General features: G+C 44.8%; 18 protein-coding genes. 8 read left to right on the top strand and 10 right to left on the bottom strand.

The features are described from left to right. Window positions 1-3: 3 nt before the first annotated feature. The 3 genes from ectB to mnmE all read right to left on the bottom strand — a co-directional run bounded on the left by ectB (window position 4) and on the right by mnmE (window position 4679). On the bottom strand, window positions 4-1296 hold the full coding sequence (gene ectB / locus F6K46_RS15485) for a diaminobutyrate--2-oxoglutarate transaminase (RefSeq protein ID WP_293057813.1): 1293 nt from the start codon (window positions 1294-1296) through the stop codon (window positions 4-6). A gap of 233 nt (window positions 1297-1529) precedes the next feature. Then, window positions 1530-2276, bottom strand: coding sequence for a TauD/TfdA family dioxygenase (locus F6K46_RS15490; protein WP_293057810.1), 747 nt, complete (start codon window positions 2274-2276; stop codon window positions 1530-1532). 1023 nt (window positions 2277-3299) lie between these two features. Beyond that, window positions 3300-4679, bottom strand: a complete 1380-nt coding sequence (mnmE, locus tag F6K46_RS15495) for a tRNA uridine-5-carboxymethylaminomethyl(34) synthesis GTPase MnmE (RefSeq protein ID WP_293057807.1) — start codon at window positions 4677-4679, stop codon at window positions 3300-3302. A gap of 16 nt (window positions 4680-4695) precedes the next feature. On the opposite strand from mnmE, the gene F6K46_RS15500 reads away from it, so the two are divergent. Both F6K46_RS15500 and F6K46_RS15505 read left to right on the top strand, forming a co-directional pair. After that, window positions 4696-4917, top strand: coding sequence for a hypothetical protein (locus F6K46_RS15500; RefSeq protein ID WP_293057804.1), 222 nt, complete (start codon window positions 4696-4698; stop codon window positions 4915-4917). A 621-nt stretch (window positions 4918-5538) separates the two neighbouring features. Further along, the gene (locus F6K46_RS15505) at window positions 5539-10083 is read left to right on the top strand and encodes a CHAT domain-containing protein (RefSeq protein WP_293117142.1); all 4545 of its coding nucleotides are present in this window, start codon (window positions 5539-5541) and stop codon (window positions 10081-10083) included. Here the strand turns inward: F6K46_RS15505 and F6K46_RS15510 are convergent. The 4 genes from F6K46_RS15510 to F6K46_RS15525 all read right to left on the bottom strand — a co-directional run bounded on the left by F6K46_RS15510 (window position 10066) and on the right by F6K46_RS15525 (window position 13683). Next, window positions 10066-10224: a hypothetical protein gene (locus F6K46_RS15510; RefSeq protein WP_293057799.1), complete on the bottom strand. Its 159-nt coding sequence runs from the start codon at window positions 10222-10224 to the stop codon at window positions 10066-10068. The genes F6K46_RS15505 and F6K46_RS15510 overlap by 18 nt on opposite strands. 80 nt (window positions 10225-10304) lie before the next feature. Next, a complete protein-coding gene (locus tag F6K46_RS15515) occupies window positions 10305-11846 on the bottom strand; it encodes an NAD(P)/FAD-dependent oxidoreductase (protein ID WP_293057796.1) in 1542 nt (513 codons plus the stop codon). Window positions 11847-11896: 50 nt separating this feature from the next. Continuing rightward, window positions 11897-12253, bottom strand: a complete 357-nt coding sequence (locus tag F6K46_RS15520) for a Spx/MgsR family RNA polymerase-binding regulatory protein (RefSeq protein ID WP_293057793.1) — start codon at window positions 12251-12253, stop codon at window positions 11897-11899. 194 nt (window positions 12254-12447) lie between these two features. After that, the gene (locus F6K46_RS15525) at window positions 12448-13683 is read right to left on the bottom strand and encodes an LL-diaminopimelate aminotransferase (protein WP_293057790.1); all 1236 of its coding nucleotides are present in this window, start codon (window positions 13681-13683) and stop codon (window positions 12448-12450) included. A gap of 498 nt (window positions 13684-14181) precedes the next feature. Between F6K46_RS15525 and F6K46_RS15530 the strand changes: the two genes are divergently transcribed. Continuing rightward, complete coding sequence (locus F6K46_RS15530; protein WP_293057787.1) at window positions 14182-15051, top strand: class I SAM-dependent methyltransferase; 870 nt, start codon at window positions 14182-14184, stop codon at window positions 15049-15051. A 69-nt stretch (window positions 15052-15120) separates the two neighbouring features. Continuing rightward, window positions 15121-15582, top strand: a complete 462-nt coding sequence (locus F6K46_RS15535; RefSeq protein WP_293057784.1) for a GNAT family N-acetyltransferase — start codon at window positions 15121-15123, stop codon at window positions 15580-15582. A gap of 243 nt (window positions 15583-15825) precedes the next feature. Here the strand turns inward: F6K46_RS15535 and F6K46_RS15540 are convergent, their stop codons facing one another. Beyond that, window positions 15826-16401: a Uma2 family endonuclease gene (locus F6K46_RS15540; protein WP_293057781.1), complete on the bottom strand. Its 576-nt coding sequence runs from the start codon at window positions 16399-16401 to the stop codon at window positions 15826-15828. 58 nt (window positions 16402-16459) lie between these two features. Further along, window positions 16460-17728, bottom strand: coding sequence for an RNA-guided endonuclease TnpB family protein (locus F6K46_RS15545; protein WP_293057778.1), 1269 nt, complete (start codon window positions 17726-17728; stop codon window positions 16460-16462). 433 nt (window positions 17729-18161) lie between these two features. Here F6K46_RS15545 and F6K46_RS15550 point away from each other — a divergent pair, with 433 nt between their 5' ends. Further along, window positions 18162-18329: a hypothetical protein gene (locus F6K46_RS15550; protein WP_293057775.1), complete on the top strand. Its 168-nt coding sequence runs from the start codon at window positions 18162-18164 to the stop codon at window positions 18327-18329. Here the strand turns inward: F6K46_RS15550 and F6K46_RS15555 are convergent. Continuing rightward, on the bottom strand, window positions 18297-18929 hold the full coding sequence (locus tag F6K46_RS15555) for a transglutaminase family protein (RefSeq protein WP_293057772.1): 633 nt from the start codon (window positions 18927-18929) through the stop codon (window positions 18297-18299). The genes F6K46_RS15550 and F6K46_RS15555 overlap by 33 nt on opposite strands. A 259-nt stretch (window positions 18930-19188) precedes the next feature. Between F6K46_RS15555 and F6K46_RS15560 the strand changes: the two genes are divergently transcribed. The 3 genes from F6K46_RS15560 (at window position 19189) to F6K46_RS15570 (ending at window position 25824) form a co-directional block, all read left to right on the top strand. Continuing rightward, on the top strand, window positions 19189-22893 hold the full coding sequence (locus F6K46_RS15560; protein WP_293057769.1) for a caspase family protein: 3705 nt from the start codon (window positions 19189-19191) through the stop codon (window positions 22891-22893). Window positions 22894-23351: 458 nt separating this feature from the next. Then, on the top strand, window positions 23352-23519 hold the full coding sequence (locus tag F6K46_RS15565; protein ID WP_293057766.1) for a hypothetical protein: 168 nt from the start codon (window positions 23352-23354) through the stop codon (window positions 23517-23519). A 364-nt stretch (window positions 23520-23883) separates the two neighbouring features. Further along, on the top strand, window positions 23884-25824 hold the full coding sequence (locus tag F6K46_RS15570) for a hypothetical protein (protein WP_293057763.1): 1941 nt from the start codon (window positions 23884-23886) through the stop codon (window positions 25822-25824).

The following is a 25824-nucleotide window of genomic DNA, read 5'->3' on the forward strand; positions in this document are numbered from 1 at the left end:
CAATTAAACAGATGCTCCTAAATCAACTAACTTTTTAGAGACTGTCTCCTGGATGACTTGGTTGACACTATTTTCGAGGATGTCTAGCCCTTTCTCTAAGACTTCTTCAGAAATTGTTAAAGGCGGCAGACATCGAATCACCTGCCCCTGTGCGCCAGCTGTTTCCATGATTAGCCCATTAGCAAAGGCTGTCCGGATGATTTTATTAGCTAGGTTCCCATCTTTGCAGTCTAAGCCCTGAATCATGCCCCTGCCCCTAACAGAAAAACCGGCCTCCCAGTTATTTTTTGCGATCTGCTCCAATCGGAGCTGCATTATAGTTCCTTTTTGTCTAACAGAGGCTGAAAGACTCTCATCTTGCCAATAGATTTCCAAGGCTGCTTTGGCGGTAACAAAGGCTAGGTTAGGTCCTCTGAAGGTGCCACTGTGTTGACCTGGTTTCCACTGGTCTAATTCTGGTTTGATCAGTACCAATGAGAAAGGAAGACCGAAACCACTCAAGGATTTGGAGATAGTAACAATGTCAGGGGAAATACCTACTTCTTCAAAGCTGAAAAAGGAACCAGTCCGTCCGCATCCCACTTGGATGTCGTCTACAACTAAAAGGACATCATGTTTACGACAGACTGTTTCAAGCGATCGCAACCACTCAAAGCTGGCTACATTGACCCCACCTGCTCCCTGAATGGTTTCTACAATCACTGCTGCTGGAAGCGCTACTCCACTACCTCTGTCGGAAAGGACTTTGTCTAGGTACTCTGTAGTATCAATATCCGAACCCAAGTACCCATCATAGGGTATAAAGGTTACGCCTGCGGTCGTGATTCCTGCAGCGTCTCGCTGGGAAATGTTGGCAGTTGTTGCTAAGGAACCTAAAGTTACTCCATGATAGCCATTGGAAAAGGCAATGACCGTTTCCCGTCCCGTTATGTTGCGGGTCAGTTTTAGAGCTGCCTCCACAGCATTGGTTCCTGTTGGTCCAGGAAACTGAACTTTGTAATTCAATTGCCTGGGTTTAAGGATAATGGCTTCAAAAGCTTCGAGAAACTCCTCTTTCGCTACGGTTGCTAAATCGAGACTATGGACAATACCGTCTGAATCGAGATAACTGAGCAGTCGTTCTTTGAGTTGTGGGTTGTTATGTCCGTAATTCAGCGTACCCACTCCACTGAGGAAGTCAATGTACTTTATACCTTCTTTATCTTCTAGAACAGCTCCTTGTGCTTTCTTAAACACCGTGGGAAATAAACGGCAGTAGCTTCGCACATTGGATTCCAATTGATTGAAGATTCTCATGAGATTATCCTCATTAGTGTTATACGTGATGCTTTCCGCAAGCTACCTCAAGATTCTGCTACTTACCTTTTAACTTGTGGCGATTCCTACTTACCCCCTCACCCATTTATCCTTTCATCAACTCACCAAATCAAGCGTGTAGGAATCGCCAGGATGTCATTAGTCCGCTACATTAGCCAGCTACATGAGTCAGCTACATGAGTCAGCTAACACTTAGGCAATAAGGCTGACAGTTACCGTAAGAAAATGCGTTGTAATTCTCGAGTGGGATCGCTATAGGTGGTTCTTGCATGTGCTATACATTTGTTGTCCCAAAGCAACAATGAGTATTGCTCCATCCGAATAGCCATGTGATTTTCCTCGTAATACGCTAGAAATCGGTCGGCAATGTCTGCCAAAAACGGCTCGGGAGTAAAGGGCTTTAGGTTTTCTGGATCGGGGCTGTAGTCACCGTATTTAATATAGTTACAAGAAAAGCGGAAAACAGGCTTCTTACCCTCAAATGACAGGATCGGATGAATTGCTCCCTTGGTGCGGTTGGCGTGGACTCCCCTCGTGGCACCAAAATGGTGTCGAGTCTCCATGAGTTTTTTCTTTTCTTCTTCCGTAAGAGTCTTCAGGAATCCTTCCACATAAGCCAACGTGGTCATCCCACCACCACAATCAGAAGGCTTTTTGCACCAAAGCACTAGATAGTTCGGTGGGGTTTGATAATCGCTGGCTTCCGTATGAGGAAGCAAACGCCTTTCACCTCTGGCATCGGAAAATTTGATCAATTCTGGTTCATATCTGACATAGAATATTGGTTTCCCATATTGCAGGATTAACTCACCACCTGTGACCAATTTTGAAAATTCGATCCAGTCAAAATTGGGATCTTCAGTTTCCACATAAATAAAGTTGTTTTGCTCCAGAAAGTTCTGATAATCAGTAATTGATTTATCAAATTTGGGCAAGTTACTTGCCTGATAAGTTAACATCCAAACTCCTTTTTTTTATAAGGCTGACAAAAATTCACTATAGGCGAAATAAATTCAATACTGGTTACTTGTTTACATTTTTTAAACAAAATAAAAATAAGAATATACTCAAATAGTAAAGAAACTATTAATTGAGCAGGAATTACAAGATAATTGTGATAGGTAATAATTTTAATTAAGCAGATTCTTTGCCATTTATGCGATAGAAGACTTTCATCTGTTCAAAGTTTCCCTCTTAAGCTGCTGTGGATTTTCTTGATGCCGTCGCTCATTAGGGAAACCGCCTGTTCCCTTGCTGCATCGCTTAAATTGCCTATTTTAAAATTATAAAAAAACCTTAAAACCCTCTCCCCATCTACTATCTACGCCAGCTAGCCAGTTAAGTGTCTAACAGTTTATTAAGGGGGACTCTAGTCACAGTCAAGCTTTCAGCATTTAACAAAAGTTTGTAAATTCAGTCTCTAAGAGACTTTTTGTTAAATAAAGGTTAAGGTTCATTAAAGTTAAATAAAGCTTAAATTATTGCGTAGGGTGAGATAGGCGGCAAGTACTTTAAAAGCTCACCTGTAGCGAGAGCTGTCCGCCTTAAACCACGCATATTCAGTACTCTATATTTCTTAAGATTTACTTTATAAACAGTCTCTAAGTTGTAGAGCAATTCTTATTTGGGTGAGGTTTTTAGGGAGCTTCCGAGCTGGGAGCTTCCGAGCTGGTCAGAGGGAAGAGGTAAAAAATAGTGAATCATGGATAATTGCCTTTTGCTGATTACCCATTATTCACTATCCATTACCAGCCCAGAAATAAGATAAGTAATCGAACAAACTTGATCTTACGTAAGCATTCAGCATTCAGCTATCAGCTATCAGCTAATGCGCTACGCGGAGGGTACGCCAACAGCTATCATCAGCTGATGGGTTATCGGCAAGCTAAGGGAAAAGCTGTTGAATAAAACAGCTAAGCATTCCTTGAATCTCTGTTACGGAAAGCTGACGGCTGACAGCTGACGGCTGAATGCTTACGATCTTACTTCCCAATACAGAAACGGCTGAAAATGCGGTCAAGCACTGATTCGGTTACTTCCTCTCCTGTAATTTCTCCCAAGGCTTGAATTGCTCCACGCAAATCTATGGTCCAAAAATCTAAGGGTAACTCTTGCGCAATAGTTTTTTGCACTTGCTCAAGAGACATTTTCGCCCGCGTCAAGGCAGCAGCTTGTCGTTGGTTAATCGCTAAATCTAAATCAGCGGCTTGCAGGTTGCCACGATTTACTGCGTCAAGAATTGCCTTCTCCAGAGCATCAATCCCTTGATTGTAGGCAGCGGCTGTCTTAACTACCTGCTCTATAGTATTAGGATAGCATAGGGTAGATTCACTCTTATCACTGGCCAGGTCAGTTTTGTTAATCACTAGAATTACCGGACGTTCTTGCACCTGTTGGTAAATTTCCTGGTCTCCTGCAGTCCAGCCAGTGGTTGCTTCAATCACCAGTAATACTAAGTCAGCCGCCATGGCTGCACTACGCGATCGCTCTACTCCAATCTTCTCCACTTGGTCAGCGGTTTCGCGAATTCCTGCTGTATCGAGTACCTGTACCGGAATTCCCCCAACTACTAACTGGGATTCCACCACATCCCTAGTGGTACCAGGAAGGTCAGTGACAATAGCGCGATCGCATCGACTCCAGGCATTCAATAAACTCGATTTTCCGACATTGGGTCGCCCAAGGATCACCACTTTTAAGCCCGTGCGCAATAGCTCACCCTGATCCGCTGTGGCTAATAGTCGGGATACTTCTGTTAAGATATTGTTAAGTTGAGCCACAATTGCGCCTTGATCAAGGGGCGGTAAATCCTCCTCAAAATCAATTCGAGCCTCAATTTCTGCCAAAACATCCAGGCAAGTAGCTCTGGCTTCCCGAATGGGTGTGGCGAGCTTGCCTTGCAACCCAGCTAGGGCGGCTTGAACCGCTGCTGGGGAGCGAGACCCCACTAAGTCAGCAACACTTTCTGCCTGAGTCAAATCCAAGCGCCCATTCAAAAATGCCCGTAGGGTAAATTCTCCTGGCTGTGCTAATCTCGCTCCTTGTTCGAGGCACAATTGCAACACTTTTTGGACGGGCATGATCCCACCGTGGCAATGGAATTCTACCACATCTTCACGAGTGTAGGAACGGGGAGCTTGCATAATCAGCAGCAATGCCTCATCCACTAGCTGTTGGGTTTTGGGATGACGCACATAGCCGTAGAGAATCCGGTGACTCTCCCAAGCCTGACGCCCCGGTGCCTGGAATAAAGTACGGGCAATTGCGATCGCATCCCTTCCTGACAGTCGCACAATACCGATACTCCCTTGTTGGGGGACAACTGCTGTTGCGATCGCAGCAATCGTTTCACTCTCGAACATCTCAGATCAAATTCGCTTGACTAATTATCATATCCCTTTTGGTGGTGGAGGAGTCGGGAGTCGGGAATCGGGAGTCGGGAATCGGGAATCGGGAATCGGGAATCGGGAATCGGGAATCGGGAGTCGGGAGTCGGGAAAAAATGCTCTGTACCTGATTAGGCTAGAAACCCCTGTTGACGATTACCCATCACCTATTAGCATAACCGAAAAATCCAGGCACTATTTGGCAAGTGATTAACCAGAGCGGTCAGCGGTCAGTGGTCAGTGATCAGCCGTCAGCCGTCAGCCGTCAGCTTTTAGCTCACGCTACTTGAGGTGCCGTCAGCTTAATTTTATTCAAAAGCTGTTGGGTGTAGCTTGGCCACAGGCCTTTGGCTAATTGCTGATTGCTGATTGCTGATTGCTGATTGCTGATTGCTGATTGCTGATTGCTAATTGCTGATTGCTGATTGCTGATTGCTGATTGCTGATTGCTGATTGCTGATTGCTTATAGCTAATTGCTGATTCCTGACATAGTTTTTGATATTGGCATTAATTATAACACTAATAGATGAGTTTTGAAAACGATAATATTTGGTAATTTGATAATAATCAATCCAGATTTGACATTATTTATTTCACAGTTAAACTAGAAGGATGATTTTACCACTAACTATATTTTTTTTTGTATTTTTTTTATAAAGATGCCAGGAAAAATGTGATTTTTTTAATGAATATTACTCCCAATTTATCAAGATAATATTTTTTTTATTTATATAAAAAAAGATTCGATTAAGTTTGTTAATTATCCAGCAATTTAAATTTAAAATTAAAACCGATCAATATAACCGAATCATAAAGATTTTACCAATAAGCCAGATGAAATTAGCTGTGAGTAGAATTAGTCAATCCCTGAGCGTTCTCTATGTGTTGGCAGGACCTCTTTGGGTTATACCGACAATAGCACAGCCGATTCAAGCCGATCACACCACTGACACGGAAGTTATCCAAGATGGTAATCGCTTTGATATTGACGGAGGTAATCGATCAGGTGATGGCTCTAATCTATTTCACAGCTTTCTGGAGTTTGGTTTAGACCAAGACCAAATTGTTAATTTTTTGTCTCAACCCGGTATAAAAAACATTCTCAATCGGGTTACAGGTGGCAACGCTTCAGTGATTAACGGTCTCATCCAAGTCACAGGGGGCAACCCCAACCTGTTTTTAATGAACCCAGCGGGGATAATTTTTGGTGCCGATGCCCAGCTGAACATTCCAGGAGCATTCACCGCTACCACCGCTACAGGTATTGGCTTTGGTGATAATAATTGGTTTAGTGCCTTTGGTGACAACGACTACTTTTCCTTAATTGGAACACCTAGTATGTTTAGGTTCGATACATTAGGTACACCAGGAGCCATTATCAATCAGGGCCAGCTAGAGGTGACACCGGGAAATAACCTAACCTTACTGGGTGGCACTGTGATCAGTACTGGAGAACTGGCAGCACAAGACGGAAAAATTACCGTAGCTGCTGTACCAGGGGAAAGTTTAGTGAAAATTAGCCAAGAGGGGCACTTGCTGAATTTGGAAATTCAGCCCCTACTAACTGACCAACAATCCTTGACGCCTGTGCAATTGCCTGAACTTTTAACTGGCGCTGATGTAGGTCATGCCACAGAATTCAAGGATAATGGCGATGGTACTGTGACCTTGAAAGATTCTGGCATCACTTTGGAGTCTGGAGATGTAGCGGCGAAGGAAGTAACCGCAGAGACTGCAACCCTATCCGCCAACAATAACCTGACTCTAGTAGAAAGCCAGCTGTCTACGACGAGAGACTTAAACCTACTGGCTCAGAATCAAGTGATGGTAAGGGATACTCCTGAGAATCCCTTCAATGCTATAGCGGGAGGAGACCTCTACATTCAGGGGGATTTAGGCATTGATATTCTGGCACTGAATCATCCCAAGACACCCTTTCAGAGTGGCGGTAATCTCAGTTTAGTTAGTGATGGGATTATTTCCGGAGATGCTCACTTTGCCAGTGGTGGTAGTTTCTCGATTCTGAATTTGTCTGGTAAACCAGGTAAATTTCTGAGCTTCTATGACCCGATTATTATCTCTAGAGGGGATGTCATCTTTGGGGATTATACAGGAGCTTCTCTGAAAGTAGAATCTACCGGAAGTATTGAGGGGGGAAATATAAAGATTACCCAGCCAGATACCACTGGCTCGATTCCCACTTCAGATCCAGATTTTGATAATTTGACCCAACGCCGCTCTCTGATTTTGCGAGCAGGTTTGAGTGAGGATCAATTGAGTAATACAGTTAATTTTGATCCTAATCAATCAGTCACGGTAGAGGGCACAGAATTCTCTAATCTCGAACAGAATTCATCGGAAGGGAGTATCACTATTGGTAATATCGACACGAGTTCTGATCAGGGTGATGCTGGACCTGTAATCTTATCAGCTCAAGATGACATTATATTCCGTGATAATGATGGTTTGATTGTTACTACGATCAGGACGACAGAAATAGGGGGTAGTAATTCTGGTGATGTAACCTTGGAAACTAGACAGGGAAGTATTCAGGTAAATGGTGAGACTCTTACAATTATTACTGAGGCATCAAACGGTGGAGATTCTGGTAACATAACCTTTAAGGTTCCAGATTCAAACAATGTTAACTTTGAGAATATTGAGATCAACACACAAGCTCAAAGGGGTGGAAATGGTGGTGATGTAATAGTCTTCGCTCCTGATATTACTAGCGAAGCTGATGCAGAACCAATACGAGAACAAATAGCATCTAGCTCACGGTTAGATGCTCTCAGAGGTACACCAGGAGAGATTAGTATTAATCCGGAAAATCTACCGGATGGTGGCACCGATACCGGTACCGGAACCGATGGTGGCAGCGGTACAGGTACAGGAACCGATGGTGGCAGCGGTACAGGTACCGGAACCGATGGTGGCACCGATACCGGTACCGGAACCGATGGTGACACCGATACTGGTACAGGAACCGATGGTGGCACCGATACCGGTACCGGAACCGATGGTGGCACCGATACCGGTACCGGAACCGATGGTGGCAGCGGTACAGGTACCGGAACCGATGGTGGCACCGATACCGGTACCGGAACCGATGGTGGCACTGGTAGCGGTACAGTAACCGATGGTGGCACTGGTAGCGGTACAGTAACCGATGGTGGCACTGGTAGCGGTACAGTAACCGATGGTGGCACTGGTAGCGGTACAGTAACCGATGGTGGCACTGGTAGCGGTACAGTAACCGATGGTGACACTGGTAGCGGTACAGTAACCGATGGTGGCACTGGTAGCGGTACAGTAACCGATGGTGGCACTGGTAGCGGTACAGTAACCGATGGTGGCACTGGTAGCGGTACAGTAACCGATGGTGGCACCGATACTGGTACAGTAACCGATGGTGGCACCGATACTGGTACAGTAACCGATGGTGGCACTGGTAGCGGTACAGTAACCGATGGTGGCACCGATACTGGTACAGTAACCGATGGTGGCACTGGTAGCGGTACAGTAACCGATGGTGGCACTGGTAGCGGTATAGTAACCGATGGTGGCACCGATACTGGTACAGTAACCGATAGTGACACTGGTAGCGGTACAGTAACCGATGGTGACACTGGTAGCGGTATAGTAACCGATGGTGGCACTGGTAGCGGTATAGTAACCGATGGTGACACTACCGGTACAGTAACCGATGGTGACACTACCGGTACAGTAACCGATGGTGACACTGGTAGCGGTACAGTAACCGATGGTGACACTGGTAGCGGTATAGTAACCGATGGTGGCACTGGTAGCGGTATAGTAACCGATGGTGACACCGGTAGCGGTACAGCACTGAATGATTTAACAGTCCTACCAACGGATGATGTCACAGTCCTAGCACCCGATGATGTAACGGTTTTACTACCGGATGATTTAACAGTTTCACAACAGGTAGACTCAACAATCCCCACACCGGATAACTCATCAATCACACCGCCAGAGGTTCCACCATTGGTAGAGCAACCAATCACACTGGAGGCGACTGTTAAAAGTGACCTAGTCTATGGCATAGAACAAGCCTTCACAGAAGAATATCAGGCATACTTTATGCGATCGCTCAAGAGCAAAATTTATAATCAGAATGATGTACGCGATCGCACTCGTGAGCTTGAGCGGGAGACTGGTCTCAAGACTGGGGTTATTTACGTCAGTTTTGTCCAAAACTCCCTGACATTGCCAGGAACGCGATGCCAAACTCCAGCAATCCCAGCAGCCGAAATTGACCGACGATTTGGTTACCGACCCTCTGATCTACCTTCAGAACCCGAAAAATGCTTACAAAAAAGCGATGACCAGCTAGAACTGTTGCTGATCACAGCAGATGGTAATCCAGTTCTGCGGCGAGTCTATAACGCAAATCGTGCTGAAGTCCTAGCTGTGACTAGAACCTTTCATCGAACACTGATCAATCCCCGAAGCAAGGATGATAAGGATCATCTCAAACCAGCTCAGCAACTTTACCAATGGCTGATAGGACCGTTGGAGGCTGAGTTAAAAGCTAATAAGATCGAAAGCCTGATATTTGCCATGGATCAGGGGTTGCGCTCCCTACCCCTGGCTGCTCTGCACGATCAAAAGAACTATCTAATAGAAAATTATAGTGTCAGCCTGGTGCCTAGTCTTAGTTTGACCTATTCTCGGTTTACCAATGTTCAATCCTTGCGACTGCTGGCGATGGGAGCCTCCCAATTTTCTGATAAAGAGGATTTGCCTTGGGTAAAAGTCGAGTTAGAAACAATTATCGACAAAAAACTGTGGAAAGGTGACTATTTTCTAAACGAAAGCTTCACTCTGAAAAATTTAAAGGCTCAACGAAAAAAACGGAAATTTGGGATCATTCACTTAGCTACCCATGCTCAGTTTAATCGAGGAGCTCCTGAAAATTCTTACATTCAAATGTGGGACAGAAAACTGGGGCTCGATGAATTGGAAAATCTATTTTATGAGCCATCGGTAGAGTTGTTAGTACTCAGCGCTTGCCAAACCGCTTTGGGAAATCGGGAAGCAGAGTTAGGTTTTGCTGGATCAGCGTTTCAGGCAGGGGTTGACTCCACTCTAGCAACCCTTTGGTCTGTCAGTGACCAAGGGGCTATGGGGCTGACTACTGAGTTTTACCGTCAGTTGAACAAGACACCGAGTAAAACTGAAGCCTTGCGACAGGCACAGTTGGCCATGATTCGAGGGAATGTCCGGATTGAGAATGATCACTTATTTATCTCTGGCAAGAAAATTGGTTTATCTTCAGAATTGTCAGGATTTGGAAAACAAAACTTTAGCCATCCCTACTTCTGGGCGGCTTTCTTACTAGTTGGTGATCCTTAAACAGGGAGTAGGGAGTAGGGAGTCGGGAGTCGGGAGTCGGGAGTCGGGAATCGGGAGTCGGGAGTCGGGAGTCGGGAGTCGGGAGTCGGGAGGTGTGGGGAGATGGGGAGATGGGGAGATGGGGAGATGGGGAGATCCCAAACTCTTCCCCCTGTTCCCTGTTCCCTGTTCCCTGTTCCCTGCTCCGAAGTCCCTGCTCCCTGCTCCCTTTACTTCCCTTGCTATAACCCAATCGTTTTTAGCATTTCCAAATGCTTTGAAACCGGTACAAGGGTATTGGCAGTAATCATCCCGCTGGCGGCAACTGCTGGTAAACCAATACCGGGAAAGGTTGAGTCTCCACAGCACATTAGTCCAGGTAGGGGTGTGCCAGGACCAGGAAAGATGCCAACTCCTGCTCGAATTGCTGGACCGTAGGAACCTCGGTGGCGGCGCAGAAAGCGTTCGTGGGTGAGCGGTGTACCGACTAGAGTGACTTCACAACGGGAACGAATGTCTGGAATGATCCGCTCCAATCCTTTCCACATGATTTCTGCACGCACCTGCTTTTGTTGTGCATAGGCTTCACTGTTACGACTCATGCCCTGCCAGAGTTCATAGGGTTCGTTACCTGGAGTGTAAACGTGAATCACGTGTTTTCCTGGTGGTGCTAGGGATGGGTCTAGAAGGGATGGAATCGATAGCACTACTATATTCTGGGGAGCGGTAACACCTTTTTCCCAGTCATTAACGACTATGTAGTGGCAGGCTAGGTCTTTTTCTAGTCCTTGTGCGTCAATGCCTAAGTGCAGATGCATGAAGCTGTCACACTCAGGGGTGGCGTTTCTCTTGGCTCGATAGGATTTTGGTATTGCTGAATCTGGCAGTAGTTTGAGGGTATCCCATACTGAGATATTAGACACTACTGCTTTACGGGCTCGGATTTCTTTGCTGCCCCGCAGACGCACACCTACGGCACGGTTGTGCTCGACTATCACTTCCTCAACATGAGCATTAACTATCAACTGACCGCCATGTTTTTCTAATCCCCGCACTAGGGCATCAACCAGGGCACCACTACCACCAATGGGATAGTCTAGCACTACCCCTGGTCGATACCATTCCGCAAACATAAAGGCCATCTCTGCCGCAATGGTTCCATCCGCTGGTAGTCCGGATAATAGAAAACAAAGCAAATCGAGCCAATTACGGCTAAAGTTGTCTTTGAGAACACCGTCCATAATCTGGCTAAAGGGTCCTCTGAGCTTGATAGAATCCCCAGCATATCGTAGGAAAGAGGGGGCAAATCGGCTGAGGGTGACTACTGCGCCGAGATCAAAACGGATGGCAGTGAGGGGAATTGCGATCGCAGCCTTAGCTAGGGGTTCCATCACCCGCTGGAGCTCACGCCATTCGGTGACAGCATCATTACCACGAAGCCTGGCTAGAACCTCACAAAACTGATCCGCACCAACGGAGGTGTCAAAGTCCCCTTCAGGCAAACGGCAACCCCATGTATTGTAGGTTTCCCATGATAAATCCTCACCAATGGCATCTAGCAGTTGTCGCAGAGGATTGGAAGAAGGGCTGTAAGACAAACCTGAGTAAAGAGAGGGACCGGAGTCAAACTTGAATCCATTGCGCTCAAAAGCGTGAGCAGCACCACCAGGGATTGAGTGGCTCTCGCAGACTGTAACGTTAAAACCGTAGCGAGCTAGAAGAGAGGCGCAGCATAAACCACCAATCCCACTGCCAATTACAACTATATCTGTTTCTTTACTCATCCTTGGGCTCGATAGTTTGGTTTATTCTATTGATAATTACGACAAAAATACTATATTACCAATTTTTCTCGTATCGTTTCTTCATTTGCTCTAAACCCTACCAATACCGCTGTGCCATCCTTCACAAATAGGGGTCGTTTCAGGAGCATCGCATCTTTTGCAAATGCTTCAACCCACTGTTCATCGGTCCAAGTCTTTTTTTCTTCACCTATTTCACGATAGGATTTACCAGAGGTATTACGCATGGGTTTAGAGCCTAATTCTTTCACCCAGCTGCTAATCATTTCGGCAGTTGGCGCATGCTCTTTTGTGTTGATAAAATCATACTCAACACTGTTATCTTGGAGCCATTTAAATGCTTTTTTACAAGTTCCGCAATTGGGGATACCGTAGACTTTAATTGACATGATTTTTATCCTTATTTTTAAAAAATGGAATCGGGAATCGGGAATCGGGAATCGGGAATCGGGAATTTAAATTTACCGACAACTGGGGCGAATTATAATTTAAAATAGGGTGTAGAGCGTAGGATATAGCAGATAAAATTTATTGAATTTATTACTAAATAATACACCTGGTAACCCTACACCCTACCCTAAAACTAAACTTTGAATTTCTCGGTAATCCGCTGCATCGCTTCGTCTACATTTTCCCGACTATTAAATGCGGAAATGCGGAAATAGCCTTCCCCGGCAGCACCAAATCCAGAACCAGGGGTTCCGACTACATTGGCAGTGTTGAGTAATTTATCAAAGAAATCCCAACTGGATAGACCATTAGGTGTTTTGACCCAAACGTAAGGGGCATTTACGCCACCATATACGGTTAATCCAGCCGCTGTTAGTTGATCGCAAATGATTTTGGCATTTTCCAGATAGAAGTTAACTAGTGCTTTAACTTGCTCTTGGCCTTCTTCAGAATAAACGGCTTCAGCGCCTCGTTGTACAATATAGGAAACCCCATTAAACTTAGTACAATGGCGGCGGTTCCAAAGTTTCCACAGTTCCACATCTGAACCATCGGATGCTTTGGCTGTTAGGGTCTTAGGTACTACTGTTAATGCACAGCGGGTGCCGGTAAAGCCTGCATTTTTGGAAAAAGAGCGGAATTCAATGGCACAATCCCTTGCTCCGTCAATTTCGTAGATGGAGTGGGGTAGGTCTGGGTCAGTGATAAAGGCTTCGTAGGCTGCATCAAAGAAAATGACCGAGCCATTAGCTTTGGCATAGTCTACCCAGGTTTTGAGGTAGTCTTTGCTAGCGGTTGCTCCGGTAGGGTTATTGGGGAAGCACAGGTAAATTAAATCAACCTTCTCGGAGGGAATCTCAGCGGTGAAGTTATTCTCGGCGGTAATCGGTAGATAAACCAAACCCTCATACTTACCAGCATCATTAGCATCCCCGGTATGACCAGCCATGACGTTGGTGTCTACATACACGGGATAAACTGGGTCAGTAACGGCAATTTTGTTATCTTTTCCAAAGATGTCGAGAATGTTACCGCTGTCGCACTTGGAGCCATCGGAGATGAAAATTTCCCCAGCTTCAATGTCACACCCCCGGCTTTGGAAATCGTGGGTAGCAATTTTTTCCCTTAACCAAGGGTAGCCTTGCTCTGGACCATAACCTTTGAAGGTGGCGCGATCGCCCATTTCTTCAACGGCTTTGATTATAGCGGTGCGGCAGGCGGCTGGTAGTGGTTCAGTAACATCACCAATCCCCAGCTTGATTAGCTTAGCATCGGGATTGGCTTCTGCGAAAGTATTGACCCGTCGCGCAATTTCGGGAAATAGGTAGCCAGCTTTGAGTTTGAGGTAGTTATCGTTAATGCTTGCCATAGTAGATTGGTATATACGCCTTCAAAACAGCTTATATCAAGTCTGGTTATAATTAAGAGGAGGGTGGGCAGGATGGGAAGTGTGGGCAGGGTAGGGATATGGGGAGATGGGGAGATGGGGAGATTTTTATTAGGGTAAATCTGCTGCGCGTGCAAGTGTTGCATAGGGTGCGTCCGATTGTGGCGTTGCTTCAGTCAAGTAATGAATCGGAGTAGAGTGGGAATCTTGCCCGCTCGGGAATAAGCATGAAACTGGCAAGATGCCAGTTCCACAGCAAGATGCCCATTCTACAGGTGCGACCGGTGGCGAATTTAATTATTAATAGGTGAAGCGCACCTAAAAACTTTTCCAATCATTCCATGATTCAGCAACATATATTGAAACTGGCAAGATGCCAGTTCCACGCAAGATGCTCGTTACACCCACCGGATCAATCCGAAGCTTGCAGTCTTATAATCACTGCTGGTTGTTAAAAATTAAAATTAGCTGATAACTTATATGGAAATTCCTAAATTACTCAACACTGAAATCAGTGATGTAGCAGCAACATCCCTAATTACGTTGTATTGCCATGCCCTAGAGAGCAAGTCAAAATATCCAATTTTAGATGATCCATTAGCTGTTGAAATTACTAATAAATTAAATCCTGAATTATCCCAGTCAGATAACAAGCTTTATCAAAGCTTAGCTAAGGGCAAGGTAGAGAAAAATTTGGTGGTTCATATTGCTATGCGCGCCAAACGCTATGATGATTATGCCAGAAATTTCCTGGAGCGATCGCATGACGGAATTGTGGTTAATATTGCTTGTGGCTTAGATACTCGTTTCCACCGGATCGATAACGGAAAAGTTATCTTCTATGACCTAGATTTACCAGAGGTGATAGCGGTTAAAAAGAAATTGTTGCCAGAAACTGAACGCTATCGGTTTATTCCGTCTTCGGTATTGAATTATGAATGGATGGAAGCAATTAAAGAGTTGAAGGCTGATTCAGTTTTATTTATGGCAGAAGGGCTGTTTATGTACCTTCAAGAAGAGGAGGTAAAATCATTAGTATTGAAACTGCAATCAACCTTTCCAGGTTGTGAAATTATTGCTGAATTTGTCAATGCGGCTTGGTTAAAGCCCCCTCTGCAAGGAATAATGAACAGAAAATTACAACGGGATTTGCAGTTTGGAAAAGATGCTACGTTCAAGTTTGGGATTCGAGACAGTAAAGACTTGGAGAGTTGGAATCCCGGTATTGAATTCCTTGATGATTGGTTTTATCTTGATGAACCAGAAAAGAAACTTGGTTTGTTGAAAATTTTCAGAGATATTCCATTTTTCAGGAAAATAGTGTGGACTGCTCGGTATAAATTAAATTGAAAGGGAGTAGGGAATCGGGAATCGGGAGTAGGGAATCGGGAATCGGGAATCGGGATATCCGAGAAAAAAATGTTAATCCGTAACTACCAAGTATCAGATGCCAAAGCTGTTTTCGATGTCTACAAAAATGCTATCATGGGGATAGCTTCACAAGCGTATGATCGTAAACAAGTAGAGATTTGGTCATCCTATCCTAAGGATAACGACCAGTTTACCAAACGGCTGAGTATGGGAATAACACTTGTTGCGGTTGATGGCAATAAGGTGGGGGCTTTTGGTCAATTACATCCCGCTAATCACATTGATTTACTGTTTACGGCAAAAGACTACTCTCGGCAGGGTTATGCTACAGCGATTTACCAACAATTAGAAGATGAAGCGTTAAGGCAAGGGGTTAATTGTATCTATACTGAAGCTAGCAGAATTTCTAAGTATTTCTTTCTCAAACAGGGATTTACTATTATTGAACCGGAGACTGTATTCCTCAATGGGGTAGGGTTTGAACGGTTTAGGATGCAAAAGGTCATGTAAGCGGTCAGCGGTCAGCGGTCAGCGGTCAGCGGTCAGTGGTCAGTGGTCAGTGGTCAGTGGTCAGCTTATTTTATTCAAAAGCTGTTCGGTGTAGCTTGGCCTACAGCCAATGGCTGTTCGCGTAGCGTGCGCGTAGCGCATAAGCTGATAGCTTATAACTGATAACTGATAGCTGACGGCTGATAGCTGACGGCTGATAGCTAATAACTGATAGCTGATAGCTGATAGCTGATAGCTGATAGCTTACCCATTGATTACCTGTAAAGCGGTCAAGTTCAAATCACCGAAAGTCTGAGAAACAATCTGCTGATTCCCACTAAATTCTTGTTTTTGATAACTACCGTCTTTCAAGACTAGGACAGTTACTAATTGGTCTTGGGAGTCAATAATCCAATATTCAGGAATAGCCCTTTGTTGGTATTGTTTTACTTTATCACTGTAATCACGTTGGTAGTTTTCATCATTTTGGTTTCTGTAGGGGCTAACTACCTCCGCAACAAACTGTGGGGGCTCCATATCAAGGGTGATAGTTAGGCGTTTTTCCGTTTGGATCAGATGTGCTTCCGTAAGCACTACCAAATCAGGATAGCGGTTTTGAGGATTTCCTGGAACTTGCAATTCACAATCGTGTATCCTGATTAAACGAGGGTTAATGTGTTGGGCTAATTGATACATTAGCCACATCGCCCTCCAACTATTTGATTCACTCTCCGGTGGCAATTGTACTAACTCCCCATCAACCAGCTCATAACGGTTATCTGTGCCGTCATCATATTCCAGGTATTGGTCAAACGTGAGTTTGGAGGTGGTTTTAACCATCGTGCCATTCGCAGTTACTGACTTTAATCCTACAGTTTCTAGCGTGAACTACCCCGACTTACTTCTTTGAAGTCGGGGCTTCCAGCTTCACGGAAGAATGCCTTAACTTGGACGGGCGTCCACGTCTTGGTCTTACTTCTTCTCCACTGGCGTTGACCTCCCCCGTCCCAGAGGAGGATAGCATTCTGATCCCTTCTGCTCTAATATTCTTTGCCGCATTACCATCTCTGTCGTGGTGAGTTCCACAACTTGGACAAGTCCAAGCCCTGACATCCAGTGGCAACTCCTTGATTCGGTAATGACAATTAGAGCAGGTTTTGGAACTAGGAAACCATCGGTTTATTTCAACTAATACCTTTCCTTCTTTTTCGCACTTATAAGACAGGAAGTTTACAAAGGTTCCCCAACCCATATCAGAAATTGCTTTAGCTAATTTATGGTTACGTTCGCGAAGCGTGCGCGTAGCGCACAGCATGCCCTTGACATTTAGGTTCTCGACTACCACCACTTGGTTGTTGTCAACTATCTTTCTAGATAGTTTATGCAGATAGTCTTGGCGGACATTTCTAATCCGTTCGTATACCTTGGCTACAATCTTTATGGCCTTTTTGCGTCCATTGCTGCCTTTTTTCTTTCGGGCAGCGATACGCTGTTTTTTAGTCAGTTTCTTTTCGGACTTGGCTAAGTGCTTTGGATTCCCAAACTTGGAAGTCTTTTCGCCATCGTAGGTAATAGCAAAATCCTTAATACCCAAATCAATTCCGATAACATTTCCTTTTTTGGAAGGCTGCAAATCATCCGGCTCATATTCCATTAACACCGAAGCATAATATTTTCCAGATGGAGTCTTGCTAACGGTTACAGTTTTAATTTCTCCATCTAGTGGTCGATGGATTATTGCTTTGATAATGCCTAATCTTCCAGGGAACTTCAAGTAGTTGCCAACTTGTTTTACGTTCTGGGGATACTGAATTGATTGACGATGATGATATGATTTGAACCTAGGATATTCAGCCCTACCCTGGCCGTAGGCCACGCTGACGCGAACAAAGAAATTTTGATATGCACGACTAAGATTGAGACTCACGGATTGCAAAACCTGAGAGTAACAATCTTTTAGCCATTCAGTCTCTTTTTGTTTTTTGAGCTTTGGCAACATAGAGTTGAGTGCAGATTGTTTTAGCCCCTTGCCAGTTTCTTTGTAGGTTTCTATGCACTGATTCAAAGCATAGTTCCACCACCAACGAGCGCATCCAAAATGCTGAGCTAACACTTGAATTTGCTCTTGTGTGGGATAAATTCTAACTTTGACGGCTTTATGTTTCATTGCACTCAAACTTGTTATCGACCATGCTTACTATTATATGTATTTCACAGTAATGTGTCAAGGGATAAAAGAAATTTTCTGTCTCGCTATCCATCCTAGAGACGCGCACCTTAGTAGAGTGGAGCCTTAATCAAACAGTTTTAACCCTTTTTCCCATAGCCGACCAACCTTAAAGGCGACCCTCTACTTACGGTAACTTCAACACCCTGGAAGAGGGTGGGGAATTTCGCGAGTTTTGTTAAAGTTTTTTAGGGCGTTCCAGTACCGGCTCTTCAATAGCATCCCGTAGCCTGTCCAGGTTTCGGGTAAGCATTCAGGCGTGCGCTTAGTGCATTAGCTGATAGCTAATAGTGGATAGCTTAAGCTTTCGGAGTGGTAAAATACTGGACAGATTGCTTGTTTTGGATGTAGCGATCGCTTAGTTTATAATTCTGTGATCGCTCATTTTTTTTTCTCTACCTACCCACCCTTACCACCCTTACCATCCTTACCATATTTACCACGCTTAAGGGAAGCCTATTGCTGGAACGCGCATCTTCCCTGTTCCCTGTTCCCTGTTCCCTGTTCCCTACTGATAGCTGTTCGCGTAGCTTGCGCGTAGCCCATAAGCTTCAAATTCCTCCAACAAAACATCTGGCAAACTACCAAGCATTTCATCCCAGGTACTGCCAGCCTGTAATGCTTCGATAACTATAGGAAGTGGTTCAGAAAAAATGTTAGGAAAGTCAGCTTCTCCAGGAAATCGAATGGTGAAAGCTAATTGCTCCTTTGGGGGATTAAATTGAGCATCAATTCCCTCACGGTTTCCTCTGGGATCAATTCGATACCAACCGAATTCAGGTAAGTAAACCGCATTCAAACCATGCAAACTGTAAGGCTCACCATCGTCATTAATACTTAAGCGCTGATAACAAAAGCCTGCTGGAATTCCATTGGCTCGTAATAGGGCAGCTAGCAAATGGCTTTTTGCGTAACAATAACCGGTTTGATACTTAAGTACATCCGAGGCACGACAAGTGACAGGATTCATTTGATAGTCAACGCTATGGCGAATGTGGTCTCGAACCCATTCAAAACAGGCTTTTGCGTAAGCATTCGATGTTTGATGCTCTAGGGCTATTGTCTTCGCCAGTTCCAGAATTGTAGGATGTTGCCAATCGATGATTGGACTGGTTTGTAGATAGTCTTGTGTATTCTCCATGTTAAAAAGGGTGTATGCTACACAACTACTCGCCTATAGTCATTGCCAGATCCCATAGGAGCTTCCCCAAAATTCACCTATGCCAGTTGAAAAAGTGTAAAGTGGGTTTACTTCCTCCTCAGGGTAGAGTTTTACTCTAAAAACAACAATAATAATCGCAAAGACTTTACCTATAGTTGATTACTTATGAATATGTCTTATGGGGTAAAGCTTGCCTTTTATTGACAAAACCCTTTGGCTATAAAGGAAAGATGCGATCATGACTCAGACTATCTATGCGCTGCTAGTTGGCATTGATAACTACCGTTATCCGCTCTCCCCGCTTAAAGGTTGTGTAAATGACATTACAGCCATATCAGAATATCTACAAGAGGGAGTAACAGAAGAAGGGTATCGACTCCATACTCAGATACTTAAAGATCAGCAAGCCACTCGTCAAGCAATTATCAATGGCTTCCAAGAGTTCCTATCTCAGGCTGGTAGCAAAGATGTTGCGCTATTCTACTACAGTGGTCATGGCTCCCAAGAAGAGTCACCCCCGGAATTTTGGCACCTGGAACCGGACCATCTCAACGAAACCCTAGTTTGCTGGGATAGTCGCACTGAGGGTGGTTGGGATTTAGCAGATAAGGAACTAGCGAAATTGATTGCCCTAGTGGCAAAGAAAAATCCACATATTGTAGTGATCTTGGACTGTTGCCACTCTGGTGCAGGAACCCGCAAAAATCTGCTCAATACAACCGTGCGTCGGGTTCCCACTGACAGACGCCAGCGCCCTTTCGAAAGTTTCATTTTTTCTGTAGAGGAAATCAACCATCTCTCTCGTTTCTATAACCATAACCAGAACCAGTCAAATTGGTTTGTCCTTCCCCAGGGAGAGCACATACTGCTTGCTGCTTGCCGAGAAAACGAAGATGCGAAGGAATGCTATGGCAACAATCGACACCAAGGGGTATTCTCCTACTTTTTGATTGACACACTGCGACGAGCCAATGGCAATCTGACCTATCGTGACCTGTTTAAACGAACCAATGCTCTAGTGCGCAGTAGAGTTACCGCTCAGTCGCCCCAACTTGAAGCCACAAATTCCATAAACCTAGACCAACCTTTCCTAGGGGGTGCCATTGCTGAACGCCAACCTTACTTGACAGTAATTTATAACGAAACTCATGGTTGGGTAATTGATGGTGGGGCTGTTCATGGCATTCCACCTGTATCTGGCGAGGAAACCACCAGAGTGGCCATCTTTCCTTTCAATAGTGCCTTGGAACAGCTCCGCCAAGTTTCGCAAGCTCTAGGGTTAGCCGAAGTTACTGAAGTATTGCCACAACTGAGCAAAATTAAGATATCCCAGGATAGCGAGAAATTAGACCCAGAGCTGACCTACAAAGCAGTTGTGATTAGTTTGCCCCTACCACCTCTGGGTGTTTACCTTCAGGGAGACGAAAAAGGGGTCACTCTAGCACGCCAAGCTATTCAGGAAGCCAGTTTTGGAGAGCAAGCGTCTCTTTATATCAGGGAAGTGGTAGATTCGGAAGATGCAGAGTTTTGCCTGATAGCTCGTGATCGTCAGTACCTAATTACCCGCCCTGTTGATGACCGTCCACTGATTGCTCCAATTCTCGGTTACACAGCCCTAAGCGCTTCACGGGCAATCCAACGCCTGGAACATATTGCCCGCTGGACAAACATCGTTACCCTCTCTAACACTGCCAGAAGTCAGATTCGCTCAGATTCCGTGACCATACAAGTTTACCAGGGTGACTCCGAGATTACAGAGCCCCAGATTCGCTTGCAGTACCAGTATGAAAACGGTGAATGGAAAAAGCCAGCCTTTCGGGTAAAGCTGACCAATTCTAGTAACGAGTCACTCTATATTGCTCTGCTTTACCTCACAGACCGCTATGCTGTTAGTGCTAGGTTGTTTCCTGCAGGTGGAGTGTGGCTAGAGCCAGGACAGGAGGCTTGGGCATTCGATGGTAAGCCTATATATGCCAATGTGCCCACAACACTATGGAAACAGGGGATTACAGAGTATAAGGATATCCTGAAGCTGATCGTCAGCACAACTGAATTTGACGCAACTTTGTTAGAGCAGGATAAGCTAGAATTGGCTGTTACTCGTTCAACGAGGGATACCAACAGCACAACAGGTTATCAAGTTAGAGGCACCCTCAACCGCTTGATGAACCGGATTCAAATCCGTGATTTTAGCGATCGCCCCGAAGAAGAAGAGCTCTCGGATGATTGGAACACCAACCAGCTTGTAATTACTACAGTTCGACCCCTACCTAAGATCCGAGTCCCCAATATAGGAAGAGAAGGCGTTTCTCTAGGAAGTGGGGTTGAACTTCAATCACATCCTTGTCTACGGGCTAATGTTCGCCTCACTACGGTGACTCAGTCGAGTCAGGATCTAGGAAATCTAATTCTGCCAGCGCTCTTACGGGATAATCCTGAAGTCACACAACCCTTTCAATTCACTGCCAGCAGAGGTACCGATCCAGGTTTGAGTGTTCTGGAACTAAGCAGTATAGATGCGCACAGCATAGCAGGAGTAACCCCTGAAGCACCGCTGACGTTACTAGTTGATACAGCTTTGGCAGAGGGAGAATATATTCTACCTATCGGCTATGACGGTGAATTCTTCTTGCCCTTGGGTTTGGGGAAAACCAAACCCAAGGGCAAGACTGAAATCAGCATTGAGGGATTGACAGATCCAATTAGCGAAGGAAAGCGCTCTGTTCATGGTTCGATTCGTATCTTCTTTCAAAAAGTAGTGAGCCCGAAACTGGGTTTGAAATTTCCCTACCCAATCCTGGCAGCAGCTGAGGTGGCAGAAGACGGAAGCGTCAGCTATGAAGCAGATGTGGAGAAAGTTAAAGCTAAGGTTGCCCAAGCCAAGCGGATTGTTCTTTACATTCACGGCATCATGGGTGATACTCACTCTTTAGTTCCTAGCATTCACAAAGCAACAGTGGAGGTAGATGGGCAACCGTACTCTTTGAGTGAATATTATGACTTGGTTCTTACCTTCGACTACGAGAACATCAATACTACTATTGAAAAAAATGCTCAACTGCTGAAGCAGCGACTGGAAGTAGTTGGTTTGAAACCGAGTCATGGTAAAGTCCTGCACATCATTGCCCACTCTATGGGGGGGTTAGTTTCCCGTTGGTTTATTGAACGGGAGAAAGGTAATCAAATCGTTCAACATCTGGTTATGCTGGGCACACCCAATGGTGGCTCACCCTGGTCTTCAGTACATGCTTGGGTCACTACAACTCTGGCTATTGGTTTGAACGGTTTTTCAACAGTTGCTTGGCCTACAGCGGTGCTAGGCAGCTTGCTTGCGACAACGGAAATCATTGACGTCAGTTTAGACCAGATGCAACCAGGTTCTAAATTCCTGAAATCCCTGGCAGCAAGCCCTGATCCTGGTGTTCCCTACACAATCATTGCTGGTAATACATCTATTATTCCAGCTGCTGTAGTCTCTGGTCAGCTAGAGCGACTGATGCAGAAGTTACGTAAAGTGGTAGAACTGCCGTTTTTTGGTCAACCCAACGATATTGCTGTTACAGTACAAAGCATTAAGAGTGTCAGTGGTGGACGCTTACCCCAACCCCAAACTCATGAAGTTGCCTGCGACCATCTCACCTACTTTAGCGATCAAGCCGGGCTAAGTGCCTTAGGAGTTGCTCTGACTCAGGCTCTAGAAAGCACAAGCCCATCTATTTCAGATCCGATTGTTAAAGACCCTCACAAAGAGGGCGATAATCCCATCAGTTTTTCATCGAAGCCAGGTGTTTTGATGGGTGTGGTTATTGGGCTGTTGTCTGTAGCAGTAATTATTATTTTTGGCTTAATGCTGGCAAAGCGATCGCCACAAAAGGAACCACCGAAGGAGGAGATTAGTAGATTGTTACCGGGGAAATTTGAGAGTTTCAGTTTTTCTAAATGAATTGTGAACAAGGACTAGAGTTGTTTTGATTCCCAAAAATTTCTATATCCTTGATTAACTCTTGCCTCTTGTCTTTTGCCTCTTGCCTTTCCCTAAGGGATTCTGTTCACAACTCAAATGAAAATGCTATAGGGGCATCTCTAGAGTTTCCCTAAGTTTTGTGGCGTTGCTTAATAATGGAATGATTTTAAGAGTGAGGTGGAATGGGAATCTTGCCTGTTCCTGACGGTGCGACTTGGAGTGGAGCCGACAAATTTCATAAGTATTTTTACTTAGCAATCAAAAATTTGTTCCCTTCTGCAAAAAATTCCGTCTTAGGACAGATAAGTAAATAGATACGAACAGTAAATTCCTTTAGAGGAAGTTGCTGAATAGTTTTAATAGGATGGGTATACCACCCTGTTCATTCCTTAATTCAGCAATGCCAGTTTTGTAAAGAATTTGGGAGATAATCTGGAATGTTCAAGCTTCAATCGGTAGATCAATCCGTAGATCAGTTTATTTGTAAAAAAAACCGCCAAAGCATCCTATTGAGGTTGCTGCTGAAAGCTGATAGCCAAGCGGTGAGAGACCCGGTGGTGCGTTACGGGCAGCAACCTAACAAGGCGCGAAGAGGCGGAAAATGAGGGCGAGCCCGTCCCTAACGTACCCTACGCAGCTGCGGCTATAGGGGTAGGGCTGAATGCCTTCTTTGATATTGGTGAGCGGTGGACACGGAAAAAAGTGACACATTTACTTTGGATCGATAACCCAGATGTTAAAAACTTATAGTATAAAGTTAATCGAATTGTTCACAATTAAAACTTCAGAATTTCAAATATTTTAGAGGTATTTGAGTATTGGTTTTGATTTAATTTTAACGTTTAATGAAGTAGTCTTGAAATAATTATTGGCATATCCAATACTATCAAGATTAAGCCATTATTAATCCTCTAAATCAGATGGTCAACATGTAGATGATTGCTTACCTCGTATTCGGGTTAGAAATGTATGATTGCACATCGTCAAGGTAATCCCTCACAACGAGTCTTTCCCCAGATTAGGCCAGATATATATACTAATGATGATAACTTGACTGGGTTAACACCTGACCAGCGGGTTGCCCGGAATCTCTTGGCTCTTGCCAACAAGGAATTTACCAGGTGGGAACGTTTAGTGGGATGCAAACTAGATGGTCTTGGTCAAATTGGTCGCCTATTGCTTCAGCACCGACTGGCTATGGAGGCAGAACTGGCAGCAAAATGGCAGCAGGCTGATTTTTTCTGGAATCAAGTTCAGATAGAGATAAAAGCTCTATCAACAAAAGACGATGTGTGGCAGTTCTTAGTTTCAGCTATTGCTGATCAACCAGGGGTAGAGGTTATGAATCACCCTATAAAACTTCGCCAGCGTTTGGTGGATGAACTATTGATTGATACCCATTCTGCTTTTTATAACGGACTAACAAAACAGTCAGAAAATCCATCGCTAAAAGACCGTGCATTTGTTCATATTGACTATATTCAGGAACTGCTTGAGCTGTCGGCATTTTCCGGAGATGACTTGCTGAAATTGCTTGCACTGCCTTGGAAAAAACGAATATCCCTCTATATAGAAGCACAAAAATGGCAACAAGCTATTGACCTTTGTAGCAATAGGCTCAAGTACTTTTCCGATTCCATCGACTACCAGAATGAATTAGCAGAAGTACATTTTTCAGCTACCTTGGTCAAATTAGGCAAAGGCAAATCAGAAGCTCAGCAACTCAAAGATGCGACAAGATTGCAAGATGGGATTAACCATTTAGAAAAGCTATCCAATGACTATCCATACAATCTCAGAATCTTTGAATTACTAGGTCATCTGCATCACCTGCGTGCAATCAGCCTGGGTAATGGGGGTCATATTGCCGAGGCGCTTACCGCTGTACAGAAGGCGTTGGTATACAATCCGTACCTTGAAAAAGCCTATGAGACCCGCAATCAATTGATTGAAACAATGCAGCAATTACAAGCCCAGATGAAGGAGGTCGAAGCAAAACTAGCTACACAGTTCAATGCAAGCCTGAATGAGAAAGGACAACGCCTACGAGCGGAGGCTTCCAAGGGGTTTGCACCAATGAATGCCTACATGAAGTCGGCCAAAGCAAAAGAGACAATGTATGGACTCAAAATTGCTCAGGCCATGAGTCTCTGGCAAAGGATTGGTCTACCAGAACCGCAGGAAAGTTTCAACAACAGTTCCCCTGCGGTGATGCATACCCAGAGCGGGGAAGAATTGCCCACAGAATCAACCACTCATTGGGGCAGGCAGGCTTTAGTGTTATTGGATGGATTAAATCTTATATTTAACAATCCTCCCCAGAATCAATGGGATTTAGCAGCCGCATGGGAAGCCGTTGTTGCTAAGAAGCCAGAATTAGCAGAACTCGATAGCGGGTTGATTTATACCTTTCTTGATCGCAAGCTCTTTAGAAGCACAGAGGATCCTGTAACTTCAGAGACCTCAATTCCACTGTCAGAACTACCCCAACTCACTCCTGTTTCTGTTCAGCCCAAGCAAAGTACAGAACCTTTTCTACCTTGGTTGTTCAGTCATCAAGATATTCGGATTAAGGTTCAGGCCGCTGTTGCTAGTGTGTTGGTATTGACAGGCGGGGGACTAACCATTCAAGACCAGTTAATCCGTTCAACGCGAGATACTGCCTATCAGCAAATTCTAGAAGCTGAGCAACAACAAGATCACCTGAGTGTGATTAAAGGAGCAGAGAAATTCTTTGCGAATTCTCCCATAAGTGGAAAAGATCAACGCGATCGCCAAGTCATGCAGCTTTACAGTGAGGCACTGGTACGCTGGTTTGTTCAACAAGAAGACCCACTCGATCACAAAGCTCAAAAACATCTTGATCGCTACCGTGCCGAAATCAGCAAATCAACGCCAAAAGGTAACTAG

The sequence above is a fragment of the Moorena sp. SIO3E8 genome (assembly GCF_010692445.1).
Classification (GTDB): domain Bacteria; phylum Cyanobacteriota; class Cyanobacteriia; order Cyanobacteriales; family Coleofasciculaceae; genus Moorena; species Moorena bouillonii.